We start from the raw sequence: 13,990 nt of genomic DNA on the forward strand, positions 1-13,990 counted from the left end.
CATGCGGCGCCGATGGCCCTGGGCGCCTGAGATTGCAGAACCGGGCCGAACGGAGTTTGCGTGATGACATCGACGGCCGGGCACGACAAGGGCGAAATCGAGCTGCTGACGGCGCTGCGCCGCGACATCCACGCCCATCCCGAGCTGGGCTTCGAGGAACTACGCACATCAGGCATCGTGCAGAAGATGCTGGCCGAGGCCGGCATCTCGGTGCAGACCGGGCTCGGCAAGACCGGCGTCGTCGGCACGCTGAAGCTCGGCGACGGCTCGCGGCGCATCGCGTTGCGCGCCGACATGGACGCGCTCGCCATGCCCGAGATGGCCGAAGACCGGGCCTACAAGTCGACCGTGTCAGGCAAGATGCACGCCTGCGGCCATGACGGCCATACCGCCATGCTTTTGGGTGCCGCCCGCGAACTCGCCCGTCGCAAGAGCTTTTCCGGCACTGTGCATTTCATCTTCCAGCCGGCCGAGGAAGGTCGTGGCGGCGCCAAGGCGATGATCGAGGACGGTTTCTTCAAGCAGTTTCCGGTCGATGCCGTCTACGGTCTGCACAACATGCCCGGCATCGCCACCGATAGCATGGCGGTTGTTTCAGGGCCGCAGCTCGCCTCGTCCGACCGCTGGACCGTCACCTTCAAGGGCATCGGCACCCATGGCGCCAAGCCGCATCTCGGCCGCGACGCGATGACGGCAGCCGGCCAGTTCCTGACAGCACTCCACACCATCGTCGCACGCCGCGTCGATCCCCTCCAGCCGGCGGTGGTCAGCGCCTGCGCCATGGAAGCGGGCAGCTTCGAGGCGCTCAACGTCATCCCCGATCTGGTCAAGATCGGCGGCACCTCGCGCGCCTATTCGGCCGCCGTGCGCGACCAGCTGGAAAAAGAGATCGGCGCGCTGGCCGAGGGCTCGGCGAAGCTCTACGGCATCGAGGCAGAGTACCGCTATTTCAGGCAGATGCCGCCTGTCGTGAACGACCGGGACACGACACGCCGGGCATTGGCTGCAGCTCAGGCAGCCTTGGGCATCGACAAGGTGATGACCGAGTTTCCGCCATCGACCGCCGGCGACGACTTCGCCATGTTCAGCCAGGAAGTGCCCGGCGCCTATGTCTGGCTCGGCAACGGCCCCGCCGTCGACGGCGCCCTGCACCACAACAGCCACTACGACTTCAACGACGACGCACTGGCGAGCGGCGTGAAGTTCTGGACGACGCTGGTCGAGCAGGAGCTGGCGGCGTAATTGTTGGTCGTCAGCGCGCGCTGAAAGCCCCCCCTCCGTCACGGCTTCGCCGTGCCACCTCTCCGCACTTCGTGGGGCGAGGAAACGCTAATCGCCAGCGATGCCCTGAACACATAGGTTCACCCAGAATGAACCAAGCTTTGCTGCAGCAACGATATCCGGATCTCAGAACTTGGGTTCCTCACCCCCACGAAGTGGGGGAGAGATGGCACGGCAGAGCCGTGACGGAGAGGGGGCCTTCCCTTCTGCGACGAAGCGCTACTCCGCCTTCAGCCTGGCATAGAGCAGCTTCAGCACCGCAGCGCTCTCGACCTTCAATGCCACCGAAACCGCAGCCCCATCTTCTGAAACCGTCAGCGCGCCCGCATCGCGAGTCGTGCCGGTGTCGACCGCCAGCTTCAGCGTCTCGCAGCCAAACAACTCTTCGTCCAGCGCCAGCAGCATCACGCAGGGGTCGTGCAGCGGCCGGCTTTCGCCGCCAGTGGTCGACTGGAAATAGGCGTCGATCAGCGCACCCGAAGCGACAGCCGCCGGTACATCGGATGCCTGCAGCATGGCCGTGTCGTCGCGCGTGGCGCGGACCTTGCGGGTAACGTCGAGCGGGATCAGCGTCATGTCGAGCCCGGCGCCAAAGACGATCTCGGCGGCCTCCGGATCGGCGGCGATGTTGAACTCGGCGCGCGGGCCGATATTGCCCGGCTCGTGCACCGCACCACCCATGGCGATGACGCGGCCGATGCGGCCAGCGGCCTCCGGGTACTCGGTAACCAGGCGAGCGATGTTGGTCAGCGGGCCGAGCGCCAGGATGTCGATGCTGCCGGTTTCCGCGGCCCGGAGCGTGTCGCGCAACCAGGTGACTGCGTCGCCGGCCACGGGCTGTGAAAGCGCATCGGGGAAGGCCACACCGCCGAGGCCGTCATTGCCGTGAATGTCGGCGGTGTCGAAACCCTTGCGCGACAGCGGCCCGGCGGCACCGGCGATGACAGGCACGTCGACCCGGCCCTCAAGCGCGAGGATGCGGCCGGTATTGCGCGTCGTCGTTGCAATGCCGATGTTGCCGGCGACCGTCGTGATTCCGATGACGTCGAACTCGGCCGACTTCAGCGCCAGCAGGATCGCCACTGCATCGTCGATGCCGGGATCGGTGTCGATGATCACCTTGCGGGTGGGTTTCAGCTGCATGGCGCGACCTTTCGTTCCAGTCTCAAATCAAGTCCGTCTGGCTTCACATCATCGCATCAGGGGAATCAAGCCGAAATGCTTGTCCCAGCACCGCTCGACCGCTCACTGCTGGCACAGTGGAAACGGGTTCCGATTTCGCTGGTGATGCGGTAGAGGCGAAGCCATGACCAAGACAGCTCCTTTGCCCGCCGACCTCCTCATCGATCCCGCCGACGAAATCCTGATCAGGCAGGACCTCGTGCTTGTTGCCCTCGGCAAGCGCGAAGCCGATCGCCTCGTCCAACTCGGCCGCGTGCTCGACGTGCACACCGGCACCTGGATGGACGATTGCGAGGTGGCGATCCGCGGCCGCCGCATCGCCTATGTCGGCCCCGCCGGCAGCTTCGCGGGCACGGCGCGCGAGACCATCGACCGCACGCATCTTGCGGCGGTGCCGGGCTTCGGCGAGGTGCACAAGCACATCGAAAGCTCGCACCTGACGCCAGAGCACGAGGCAGCCCTTGTCATGCCGCGTGGCAACACCTGGACCTGCGAGGCGAGCCACGAATTTTCCAACGTCAACGGCCCCAACAATCTCGAATTCTGGCTAACGGCGCGCCGTGCCGGCTCGCCGATGAAGATCTTTCCGCTGCCCGGCTCGGCGGTTCCGCCGACGGCTTATGAAGGCGGCGGCGGCCATTTCGGCTATGCCGAGCAGATCGGCTTCCTCGGCGAGAGCACGATGGTCGCCGGCCTCGACGAGGTCATGGACTGGCCGGCCGTCTGGAACCCCGAGAACCCTTCCTATGGCAGGCTCTGGGGCATGATCCAGGCGACATTCGAGAAGCGCGGCGTGGTCGAGGGCCATGGCGCCGGCCTGCGCGACCTGCCGTCGATCAATGCGTTCGCCGCCGCCGGCCTGTCCTCCGACCACGAAGCGTGGACGCCCGAGGAGGCATGGGACAAGCTCCGGCACGGCATTTTCATCGAGGTCCGTCCGCATTCGATGCCCGACATCATCAAGGGCCTGCTCGAACGCGGCTTGCGCGACTGGAGCCAGGTGGCCTTCGCCACAGACGACCGCAGCGCCTCCGACACGCTGAAGATGGGCGCGACCGACCACAATGTCCGCCTCGCCATCGAAAGCGGCCTGTCGCCGGAGATCGCCTACCAATGCGTGTCGATCAACCCGGCGCGGCACATGCGGCTGACACCCATTGTCGGCTCCATCGCCCCCGGGCGCTTCGCCGACATGGTGCTGCTCGACAAGGCAGCGACCGTGTCGATCGCGGAGGTCTGGGCCGATGGCGAACAGGTGTCCGAGGGCAAGCGCTTCACCGGCCACCTGCCTGCCATCGACTGGCCTGACTGGGCGACGAAGACGGTCAATGTCGACCGAAAGCTGACCGCCGCAGACTTCGCCGTCGCTGCCGAGCCGGGCCGCGCGACGATGCAGGCGGCACTGCTGCGTCCGTTCCACTGGGATGACAACTTCATCACCACGGAACTTCCGGTGGCCGATGGCGCCGTACAGCGCGACAGCGACCGCAACATAACCAAATTCGCCGTCGTCGACCGCTATTCAGGCAAGGGCCGCGTCGCCAAGATGTTCTGGCTCGGCTGTGGCCCGAAGACGCCTGACACGGCCGTTGGCTGCACGGTGGCGCACGACCAGCACAACATCTGGGTCGTCGGCTCGTCCGATGCCGCCATGGCCGAGGTGGTCAACCGCATCTCGCAGAACCAGGGCGGCTGGGCGCTGGTCACATCAGGCAAGGTCGTCGCCGACGTGCATTACGAGGTCGGCGGCCTGATGACCAACCGCCCGGCCGAGGCGCTCGATGCCGAGATGGAGGCGCTCTATGCAGAAGCCAACAAGATCGACTGGCTCTATGAACCAACGTTTTCGCCGCGCTGGTTCCCCGGCTTCCCCGAGCGCCTGCAGTTCGCCACGCTGACCTGCGCCCCTTGGCGCTGGGTGCTTGTGGCGCCGACGGATGCGGTGCCCGAGGGGTTCGTGAACGTGCAGACGGGTGAGAGCCACAAGGTGGTTTGGTAGGCGAGACTTTGGTGCGTCCTTCGAGGCGCCCCCTCTCCGTCACGGCTTCGCCGTGCCACCTCTCCCCCGCTTTGCGGGGGCGAGGAAAAGCCAATCGCCCGCCGCTCCGGAACTGGTGAAACATCAGCGGGCGAGCGTCGAAGGACGCCCCACCTGCAGCCTCAGCCCTTGTCGTGCGCAAACGCCGCGAGGATGCGGGCCCAGGACCGGATGCCTTTGCGGAAGCTCGAAAGGTCGTATTTCTCGTTCGGGCTGTGGATGCGATTGTCGAAGCGGGCGAAGCCGATCAGCAAAGAATCCATGCCGAGCTTTTCCTTGAAGGCGGAGACGATCGGGATCGAGCCGCCGCTGCCGGCCACTGCCGCCTCGCGCTCCCACTCCTCGGTCAGCGCGCCGAGCGCCTTGGTGAGAAACGCGCCGTCGATCGGCATGACGGTCGCGGCACTCGCACCGTGGTCGATGAACTCGACCGAACAATCGGCCGGGATGCGGGCTCGGACATGGGCACGGAAGGCATCGCGGATCTTTTCCGGATCCTGGCCGGCGACGAGGCGGAAGGAGATCTTGGACTGCGCTTTGGCCGGTATGACCGTCTTGAAGCCTTCTTCGGTGTAGCCGCCGATGATGCCGTGGATTTCGCAGCTCGGGCGTGCCCAGACCTGCTCGAGCACAGAGCGGCCGCTTTCGCCGGCGGGAATCGAGAGGCCGATATCGCCCAGAAAGCCCCTGTCGTCGAAAGGCAGGCGCTGCCACTGTGCCTTGATGGCGTCGGGCAGTTCGGTGACGCCGTCGTAGAAACCTTGGACAGCCACGCCGCCGTCTGGCGTGCGCAGGCTGGCGACGATGTCGGACAGCACCTGCAAGGGATTGCGCGCGGCGTTGCCGTAGATGCCCGAATGCAGGTCGCGGTTGGAGCAGGAGATAACGATCTCCTCCTTCAGCACGCCGCGCAGCATGGTGGTCACCGCTGGCGTCTCGGCGTCCCACATGTCGGTGTCGCAGACGAGCACGACATCAGCCTTGAGTTCGGCACCGGTCGTGTCGAGAAAGGGCGGCAGGCTCGGGCTGGAGATCTCTTCCTCGCCCTCGAACAGCACCGACACCTGGATCGGCAGGCTGCCGGCGACGGCCTTCCAGGCGCGGCACGCCTCGACGAAGGTCAAGAGCTGGCCCTTGTCGTCGGAGGCGCCGCGGGCAACGATGTGGGTCTCGCCATCGGGCTGCGGCACGAGCTTCGGCTCGAACGGGTCGGAGTGCCACAGACCACGCGGATCGACGGGCTGGACGTCGTAATGGCCGTAGAACAGCACATGCGGCCCCTGCCCCGTGCGGTCGTGGCCGACCACCATCGGGTGGCGCGCGGTCGGACGCACCGAGGCGTCAAAGCCGAGTTCGCCGAGTTCTTTCGTCAGCCATTCGGCGGCGCGCTTGCAGTCCGGGGCATGCGCCGGATCGGTCGAGACAGATGGAATACGGATCAGGTCGAACAGGCGCGCAAGGCTTGCGTCGATATTGGCGTCGACATTGGCGAGCACCTTGTCGAGATGCGTCGAGGCTTCTGATCGGTTCATTGCTTTGTCCTTCCCTGTACGTCCCGGACGCTCGTCCGGACCTCAGCCCGCAGCGTCGATGCGGGCCATCTCGGCTTTGAAGCTGTGCGCCACCTGCAGCGCGTCGCGCAGCACCTTCTTGCGTTCGAGGCTCAGTACCTCGCGGCCGCGCATCAGCCAGTCGCCGCCCACCATGACGTCGCACACGTCGGTCGGCAGGGTGGCGAAGACCAGCGTGGAATAGATGTCATAGACCGGCTGCTGACGCGGCGAGGCCAGGCTGACGCGGATGAGATCGGCCTGCTTGCCCGGCTCGAGCGAGCCGACCTTTGCATCCAGGCCCAGCACCTTGGCGCCATCGCGGGTCGCCATGCGCACGACGTCGACCGAGGCCATCGGCTTGCGGCTGTGGCCGAGCAATTTCTGGAACATCGACACCGGCGCGAACTGCGAGAACAGGTCGAGCGTGTTGCCGCTCATCGCGCCATCGGTCGAAATCCCTACCGGAATGCCGGCCTTTCGCATCGCCTCGACGGGTGCGATGCCGCGCCCGGCCTTGCCGTTGGAGCGGGCATTGTGGGCGACGCAGACTTTTGCATGCGCCATGCGCTCGATGTCGGTCTCATCGACATGCAGGCAGTGCGCGCAGATCAGGCCCCGGCGCAGCAGGCCCGCCTTCTCGACGACCTCGATCGGTCGCATGCCGTGGGTTTTCTCAGCCCACGCCATCTCGGCATCGCTCTCGGCCAGATGCATCTGCACAGGCACGTCGGGATGGTCGTCCGCCCAGCGGGCGATGCGCTCCATCGTCGTCATGCCGGTCGAATAGGGCGCATGCGGGGCAATCGACGGGATGACCCTATCATGTCCGGCGAATTCGGCGACGAGTTGTTCGGTGAGAGCAAAACCTTCGTCGACCGACTTGTGGTCGGGCGGATCGAAGTCGGCGATGGTCTGGCCCAGCACGCCGCGGATGCCGGCATTGGCCACAACCCGCGCGACTTCGGTCTCGAAGTAATACATGTCGGCGACTGTGGTGACGCCACCCTCGATCAGCTCGAGCGCGGCAAGTGCCGTTCCCGCACGCACTGCCTCGGGCCGCACGAACTTGCGTTCCAAGGGCAGGATGTAGCGGTAGAGCCGGTCGTCGACGTCCTCGCCGAGGCCGCGGAACAGCGTCATCGCCATGTGGCAATGCGGGTTGACCATGCCGGGCATGACGACATCGCCGCCGGCGTCAACAATTTCCGCGCCGACAATTGCGGGGGCCTCGCCCACGCCGACAGCCTTGATGACCTCGCCCTCGACATGGACCCAGCCCTTGTCGACGAAGGGCATGTCCTCCGTGCAGGGGAGGACGGTGGCGTTGGTGATGAGGATGGACATGGTCGCTCCTCCGGTCACTCCGGTTTCAGCACGCAGCACTGGTCGGGCACCGGCACCAGCTTGGCCCGCGCGCCCGGTTCCAGCGGCGCCGACAGCGAGCCGTTGGCGATCAGTTGGCCGGCAGCAGTGTCAGCCTGGTACTGGTAGGCGCGACCAAGATAGGTGCGCAGGCCAAGCGTTGCGGGAATGCCCTCGGCGTTGGCGTCCGTCGAGACGGCCAGGCCATCCGCGCGTGCGGCCAGCACGAATACGTCTGGGATCGCGCCGAAACGGTCCTGCGACAGCTTGAGCTGCGATCCGCCATCGGTCACGGCCGTCACTTGAGCGCCGTCGCGTGCGGAAACCGTCATCGGCACCAGGTTCTCGAAGCCGACGAAGCGGGCGACAAACGTATTGGCCGGGCGCTGGTATAGCGTCTCGGGCGTGTCGAACTGCATGATGCGGCCGGCATTCATGATGGCGACGCGGTCGGAGATCGAGAACGCCTCTTCCTGGTCGTGGGTGACATAGACCGAGGTGGTGCCATTGGCGCGCTGCAGCTGGCGGATCTCGACGCGCATGTCGACACGCAGCTTGGCATCGAGGTTGGACAGCGGCTCGTCGAACATCAAAAGCGGCGGCTCGATGACGAGTGCACGCGCAAGCGCCACGCGCTGCTTCTGGCCGCCGGAGAGCGCGCCCGGCAGGCGGTCGGCGAGCTGCGACAGGCCGACGCGTTCGAGCATTGCCCTGGCGCGCTTCTCGCGATCACCTGGAGCCACGCCGCGCTGCTTCAATCCGAAGCCGACATTGTCGAGCACCGAGAGATGCGGGAACAGCGCGTAGTTCTGGAACACCAGGCCGATGTCACGCTTGTAGGCCGGCAGCCGGGTCAGGTCCTTGTCGCCAAGGCGGATCGAGCCGGAGGTCGGCTCGAGGAAGCCGGCGATGAGGCGCAGCGTCGTCGTCTTGCCGCAGCCCGAGGCGCCGAGCAGCGAGACGAGCTCGCCTTTGCCGACCGAGAGCGACAGGTCCTCCAGCACCTTGGTGGCGCCGTAGTGGGCGGTGAGATTCTGGACTGTAAGTGCCTGGGTCATATGGGTCTACTTCGCAAGGAAGGTGAGGCCGAGCGTGCGCTCGACGATGGCCATGACTGCCACGGTCAGCAGCATCAGCAGCACCGACACCGACGCGATCGTCGGATCGAAGAACTGCTCGACATGGGCGAGGATCTGGATCGGCAGCGTCGAGACGCCTGGTCCGGTGAGGAACAGCGACGTCGACACGTCGTTGATCGAGGTGATGAAGGCCAGGATGAAGGCCGCGATCACGCCAGAGCGGACGTTGGGCAAAACGATGGTGAAGAAGGTCTTCACCGGGGGGCTGCCGAGGCTGACGGCGGCTTCCTCGATCGAGAAATCGAACGAGGCGAGGCTCGCCGAAACGACACGCACGCAATAGGGCAGCACCAAGAGCATGTGGCCGACGAGCAGCGTCAGGAAGATCGGCGTCTGCATGCCCACCGCCACCGATTTCAGCAACGAGAAGCCGAGCACGATCTCGGGCACCAGGATCGGCAGCACAAAGACGGTCGACAGCCAGGACGGCAACTTGATGCGGTAGCGGTTGAGAGCATAGGCCGCCGGAATGCCGATCAACAGCGCCAGTCCCGTCGCCAGGAAAGCGAGCTCGAGGCTGGTGATGATGGTGCGCTTGAAGGCGCTGATCTCGAAGATATTCTCGAACCAGCGCAAAGTCAGGCCTTGCGGCGGGAAGGTCAGATAGGTGGTGTCGCTGACCGAGGCGCCAAGCACGATGATCAGCGGCCCCATCAGGAAGATGTAGACCAGGACGGTGAACAGGATGAGCAGGGGATTGATACGGCTGGTCATCATGTCGCCATCGGGTTGAGACGCCGCGCAACGCGGCTCATGGCAAGAACGACGGCGACCGTGATCACCACCATGATTGCCGCGATTGTGGAAGCGCCGACCCAGTCGAACGACACCATGGCACGCTGGTACATCAGCGTGCCCATCACCATCTGTCGCTCGCCGCCGAGCAGCTGGGGCGTGGCGTAGGCAGTGAACGAGCCGGTGAAGACGAGAACGGCGCCGACGATCAGACCGGGTACGGCGAGCGGCAGGATGACCTGCCGGAAGGTCGCCGCCGGCGTGGCGCCAAGCGATGACGAGGCCTGGACGACGTCGTCGGGGATGTTCTCCAGCACGCCAACAAGCGTCAGGATCATCAGCGGCACGAAAAGATAGACCATCGCAACGATGACCGACCCTTGCGTGTAGAGCATCGACAGCGGCTCTGAGATCGCGCCGATGCCGACCAGGAAATTGTTCAGGATGCCATTCTTGCCGAGGATGATCAGCCAGGCGAAGGAGCGGACGACGACACCGGTCAACAGCGGGAAGACGGCCGCGATGATCAGAAGGCTCTTCAGCTTGCCCGGCGACTTCGACACGACATAGGCGGTGAGGAAGCCGACGATGAGCGAAATCGCTGTGGTCGCCAGCGAAATCTCGATGGTGCGCCAGAGCACGGTGCGGCGGAAGCCGCTGTTGAAGAAGGCGATGTAGGGCGCAAAGATGCCGCCATCCTCGCCGAAGGTCGTGGCGATGGTCGCGGCCACCGGCAGTATCAGGAACACCAATACGGCCAGCGTAGCCGGCCCTGCGAGCCACCATCCGGCAAAGCGTTTCAGCATGAAATCTCTTCCAGTTTCCACGGACAGATGGCGTCCGGGAGATCTTGTTGCGGCGTGCTACCCCTCATCGGGCGGCCGCGAAAGGCGCAGAATGCCGCAAGGGCTGTGACAGCGGCAAGAAAACGTCCGGGGCGTTGCCCCCGGCACACAGTGGCGGGCGGGAAAGCCATGCCTTCCCGCCCTGAAAGCAATTACATGCCGAACACTTCATTCCAGCGGTCGACCCATTCGGTCTTGGCCGTGTTCATCTTCTCGTAGTCGACCTGCTTCAGCGAGGCGATCATGTCGGCGCCGTAGGTCCACAGCTTGGCCTGCTCGGGCGTCAGCTCGACGGCCTTGACGACGGGCGCATCGACGCCGTTCTCGGCGGTCTTCTGCTGCACTTCCTTCGACAGCACGAAGTTGATGAACTCATGCGCCAGCTCGACATTGGCGGCGCCCTTCGGGATGTTGATGGTGTTCAGCGTTGCGATCGCGCCATCAGAGAGATTGGCCCATGCAGCGGTGGGCACGGCGGCCTGGATCTGGGCCAGCGTGAAGTCCTGCGCGACAGCCGCCGAGATTTCACCGGTTGAGAACAGGTTCACCAGCTCGGAGCCGGTGTTGTAGTTCTTGACGACGTTCGGCTTCAGCGCCTCGACAGCCTTGAAGGCGGCGTCGGCATCGGCAAAGGCGTCGACGCCGGCGTGGATGCCGGCCACCATGACGGCCATCGGGCCGGCGGTGGTGGTGATACCGGGCAGCGACAGCGAGGCCTTGAAGTCTTCCTTCCAGAGGTCGTTCCACGAGGTGATCGGCGCCTTGACCTTGGCGCTGTCATAGATCACGCCGACGCGGCCGATGGTGTAGGCCGGGCCGAATTCGCCCTGCGGTGCCTTGGCAAGATCGTAGAGACCTTCAAGGTTCGGCACCTTGGACTTGTCGATCGGCTGGAACAGGCCTTCCTTGATGCCGATCTGCGAGTAGGCATCCGTGAAGTAGGCGACGTCGACGCCCTCGCCATTGCGGATCTTGATCTTGTTGAGACGGTCGGCGTTGTTGCCGGTCTCGAACACGATCTCGCAACCGCATTTCTCCTTGAACGGCTTGACGATGTACTCGTCAAGCTTGTCGCCGTTGAAGCCCCACCAGGAGATGGTCAGGGTCTTGCCCTGGGCGAACGCCGGCGCAGCGACGAGGGTCGTCGCGAGGCCGGCAACGCCAGCCGCGAGGAGGGTGTGAAATCGTGTCATGGAAAGCCTCTGTTGTTTGACGCCCTGGCACCTGGGGGCGCACGGAGGGACAATTCAGCCTATTTTCGTGACAGCTAAGGTGCAACTCCAAATGTTGTGCAACGCACATCAAAAATCTGCTGCATCCTGAGGCGGATAGGCGCTTTTCTGGCGTTGCCGACCATGTTCGGTGGTCAACTCAACGTTGCCGCGGGCGACAGCATCCTCGCCCAGGATTATCGTGATCTTGAATTCATCGTCGTCGTCGACCTTACTGGCCAGAAGGAGCTGTTCGACAGAGCCGCCCGTCGCGATACCCGCATCCGTGACGATCCATCCGACCATCATCAGCACTGCCGCCATGGCCAACCTCGGCATCGAGGCGCCACCCACCGACATCATCGTAAGACTCGACGCCAACGCCATTTCCGAGCCGGCTCGTGTCGGTCGCCTGGTGGCGGCGCTCGATGAAGATCCCGAGCTCAGGCTGGTCGGTAGCGCCGTGATGTTGACCGCCGACTGTGCGTGGACGATCCCTTTCCATTGTCCGTTCCATCATTGGACCATCGCCCTTCGCGCGCTAACGACGCCGAAGACCGGCGCCGGCTCCGTAAGAGCATCGTTGCCCGCATGCTCGCCAATCCTCCGGACGGAGCGTCGGACAAGCTCGCGCCTAATGCGCGATGCTTGCCGCTCGCCCCGGGCCGAACAGAGGAGGCCGGGGCGAAGCGACTGGCGCCCCCGTTCAGGCGCCGCCGGCCGTAAGCGTTTCCGCTACACGATGAAGCGAATGGCGCGCTGGATCTCGAAGAAATCACTGGCGCGGAAGCGCAATGTGCGCGGTGCCGGATGCTCGACGCCGGGATACCAGCTGGCGCGATAGGCTTCGTGCGGGTTGGTGTATTCGACCACCAGCTCGAAGCTGTCGGCGAGTTTCGGCAGGCAGGATTTGAGGTCGCGCGACAGCGCTTCCTCGACGCCGGCGCGGATCGCAGCGACCGAGGCTTTTGGGGTCAGCGATCTTGTGGCCGGGCCAAACCCCTCGCTCGTCGCAACCGTGCCGATGCGCGGCACCAGAAGCTTGGCTTCCGCGCACATGCCGGCATCGCCTGACAGGAACACCGACGGCACCCCATAACGCGCCGCACAAAGCGCATTGAGCGTGTATTCGGATGCCACCTCGCCATTGATCAGGAGCCGCGATACGGTGCCGGTCAGCGTATGCGCCAGCGGATTGGTGTCGGTGCCAGCCTTGTTGTGATAGCCGGTGTAAAGCGCCGCCGAAAAGCTGTCGTCGATGCCGAACATCATCATATCCGGGTGACCGCTCCAATCCCTGACGATCGTGACATAGGCCGGCAGCTTCGACAGGATCAGGTTGCGCCCGGTGGAATGCGCGTCCTTGACCAGCACTTCCTTCGCGCCGGCAGCCTTGGCGCCCTCGCAGGCCGCCACCAGCTCGTCGGTCATGTATTCGCGGAATTCTTCGTAGGCGGCATGTCCCTTGCGGGCCTCGTCCCACACGGTAATGCCGGCGGTGCCTTCGATGTCGGCGCTGATGAACACCTTCATGATCGTAATCCTCGGTTCTAGAGAAGCTCAGCCATCGACCGCAGCAGCCGGTCGATCTGGTCGGGGGAATGCTCGGAAAACACCGCCAGCCGCATGCTCGGCACATCCGACGCGTCGGAATAGCCGCCCGGCTGCTGGACCCTGACGATGATGTCGCGCTCGGCAAGACGATCGCGCAGGAGTTCGAGGTCGGTGACGCCCTTGATGGTGACGATCGGCACCGGCGTATCGGCAACCTCGAAGCCGAGGTCGCGCAGGCCGCTGCGCATCCGGCTGACATTGCGGGACAGCCTGGCACGCCTGTCCGTCGTCTGCAGGATCCGCAACGACGCTGCGGCGGCGGCAGCCAATCCGGGCGGTGCGGGTGAGGCGCCGCGCATGATCATCGCGTTGCGGGTGATCTTTTCGGCCAATGTCGCGTCGCCGGGAACGACCCCGCCCAGAGCACCAAACGCCTTGCTCATCGTGCCGGCGAGGAAGTTGCCCTCGCCTTCGAGCCCGGCATGTTGCAGCGACCCGCGCCCGGTCTCGCCGAGCACGCCGACACCGTGGGAATCGTCGATGCACAGCAACGCGCCGTCGTAAGGTGCCATCGCCTGCCTGAGGTCGTTGAGCGGCGCCAACCGGCCGGAGGACGGAAACACCCCGTCAGTCAGCACGGCCGGCCTCTGCCCGACCCCGACATGCAGCGCCAGCTGCGCTGCCAGGTCATTGGCATCGCCATGGCGGAACTCATGCACTGGCTTGCCCAGCGTCGGGATCGCGTCGCGGGTGCTGTAATGCGTCGCGGCATCGATGAAGACGAGGTCGAAATCCTCACGCAGCCCCTGCAGCAGCACCATCGGGCTGGTGTAGCCCGAGATCATGTAGACGACCTCCTCGGTGCCGAACCACTGGCGCAGCGGCTCCTGCAAATCGGCATAGACCTGCATGTGAGCCAGCGTGCCCGGCCCCATGCCATACTGCCTGGTGGCAGCGCAGGCCGCCTCGATCACCTCGGGGTGGCCGTGCAGGCAGAAATAGGAGGTGCCGCAGTAATAGTCGACCTCGCGCCCGGCGATGACCATGCGGGAGCCGATCGGCGACTCCATCTTGAAAGGTGCGGTCATGC

12 protein-coding genes are annotated in these 13,990 nt (G+C 65.0%); 2 read left to right on the forward strand and 10 right to left on the reverse strand.

The features are described from left to right. Positions 1 to 63 precede the first annotated feature (63 nt). Positions 64 to 1,242, forward strand: a complete 1,179-nt coding sequence (locus N7E70_RS03000; protein ID WP_263005504.1) for a M20 aminoacylase family protein — start codon at positions 64 to 66, stop codon at positions 1,240 to 1,242. Positions 1,243 to 1,500: 258 nt separating this feature from the next. Here N7E70_RS03000 and N7E70_RS03005 read toward each other — a convergent pair whose 3' ends face one another. Beyond that, positions 1,501 to 2,424, reverse strand: coding sequence for a nucleoside hydrolase (locus N7E70_RS03005; protein ID WP_067955552.1), 924 nt, complete (start codon positions 2,422 to 2,424; stop codon positions 1,501 to 1,503). Positions 2,425 to 2,587: 163 nt separating this feature from the next. Between N7E70_RS03005 and N7E70_RS03010 the strand changes: the two genes are divergently transcribed. Next, complete coding sequence (locus tag N7E70_RS03010) at positions 2,588 to 4,462, forward strand: adenine deaminase (RefSeq protein ID WP_263005505.1); 1,875 nt, start codon at positions 2,588 to 2,590, stop codon at positions 4,460 to 4,462. A gap of 161 nt (positions 4,463 to 4,623) precedes the next feature. Here the strand turns inward: N7E70_RS03010 and N7E70_RS03015 are convergent, their stop codons facing one another. The 9 genes from N7E70_RS03015 to N7E70_RS03055 all read right to left on the reverse strand — a co-directional run bounded on the left by N7E70_RS03015 (position 4,624) and on the right by N7E70_RS03055 (position 13,988). Then, positions 4,624 to 6,033 (reverse strand): M20/M25/M40 family metallo-hydrolase, encoded by a 1,410-nt coding sequence (locus N7E70_RS03015; RefSeq protein ID WP_263005506.1) that lies wholly within the window; start codon positions 6,031 to 6,033, stop codon positions 4,624 to 4,626. A gap of 42 nt (positions 6,034 to 6,075) precedes the next feature. Beyond that, positions 6,076 to 7,398 carry an amidohydrolase family protein gene (locus N7E70_RS03020; protein ID WP_263005507.1) on the reverse strand — a complete coding sequence of 441 codons (1,323 nt, stop codon included), beginning with the start codon at positions 7,396 to 7,398 and terminating at the stop codon, positions 6,076 to 6,078. A gap of 14 nt (positions 7,399 to 7,412) precedes the next feature. After that, positions 7,413 to 8,474 carry an ABC transporter ATP-binding protein gene (locus tag N7E70_RS03025; RefSeq protein ID WP_263005508.1) on the reverse strand — a complete coding sequence of 354 codons (1,062 nt, stop codon included), beginning with the start codon at positions 8,472 to 8,474 and terminating at the stop codon, positions 7,413 to 7,415. Between the two features lie 6 nt (positions 8,475 to 8,480). Next, complete coding sequence (locus tag N7E70_RS03030; RefSeq protein WP_067955560.1) at positions 8,481 to 9,272, reverse strand: ABC transporter permease; 792 nt, start codon at positions 9,270 to 9,272, stop codon at positions 8,481 to 8,483. Next, entirely contained in the window at positions 9,269 to 10,093 is an 825-nt protein-coding gene (locus N7E70_RS03035; RefSeq protein WP_263005526.1) for an ABC transporter permease, read from the reverse strand. Before N7E70_RS03035 ends, N7E70_RS03030 begins: the two co-directional genes overlap by 4 nt. A 194-nt stretch (positions 10,094 to 10,287) precedes the next feature. Further along, complete coding sequence (locus N7E70_RS03040) at positions 10,288 to 11,328, reverse strand: ABC transporter substrate-binding protein (RefSeq protein WP_263005509.1); 1,041 nt, start codon at positions 11,326 to 11,328, stop codon at positions 10,288 to 10,290. 108 nt (positions 11,329 to 11,436) lie between these two features. Beyond that, positions 11,437 to 11,670, reverse strand: a complete 234-nt coding sequence (locus N7E70_RS03045; protein WP_263005510.1) for a hypothetical protein — start codon at positions 11,668 to 11,670, stop codon at positions 11,437 to 11,439. Positions 11,671 to 12,081: 411 nt separating this feature from the next. Beyond that, complete coding sequence (locus tag N7E70_RS03050) at positions 12,082 to 12,879, reverse strand: M55 family metallopeptidase (RefSeq protein WP_192312663.1); 798 nt, start codon at positions 12,877 to 12,879, stop codon at positions 12,082 to 12,084. 17 nt (positions 12,880 to 12,896) lie between these two features. After that, complete coding sequence (locus tag N7E70_RS03055) at positions 12,897 to 13,988, reverse strand: aminotransferase class I/II-fold pyridoxal phosphate-dependent enzyme (protein ID WP_263005511.1); 1,092 nt, start codon at positions 13,986 to 13,988, stop codon at positions 12,897 to 12,899. Positions 13,989 to 13,990: the final 2 nt, after the last annotated feature.

The organism is Aminobacter sp. NyZ550 (assembly GCF_025628925.2).
GTDB lineage: Bacteria > Pseudomonadota > Alphaproteobacteria > Rhizobiales > Rhizobiaceae > Aminobacter > Aminobacter ciceronei.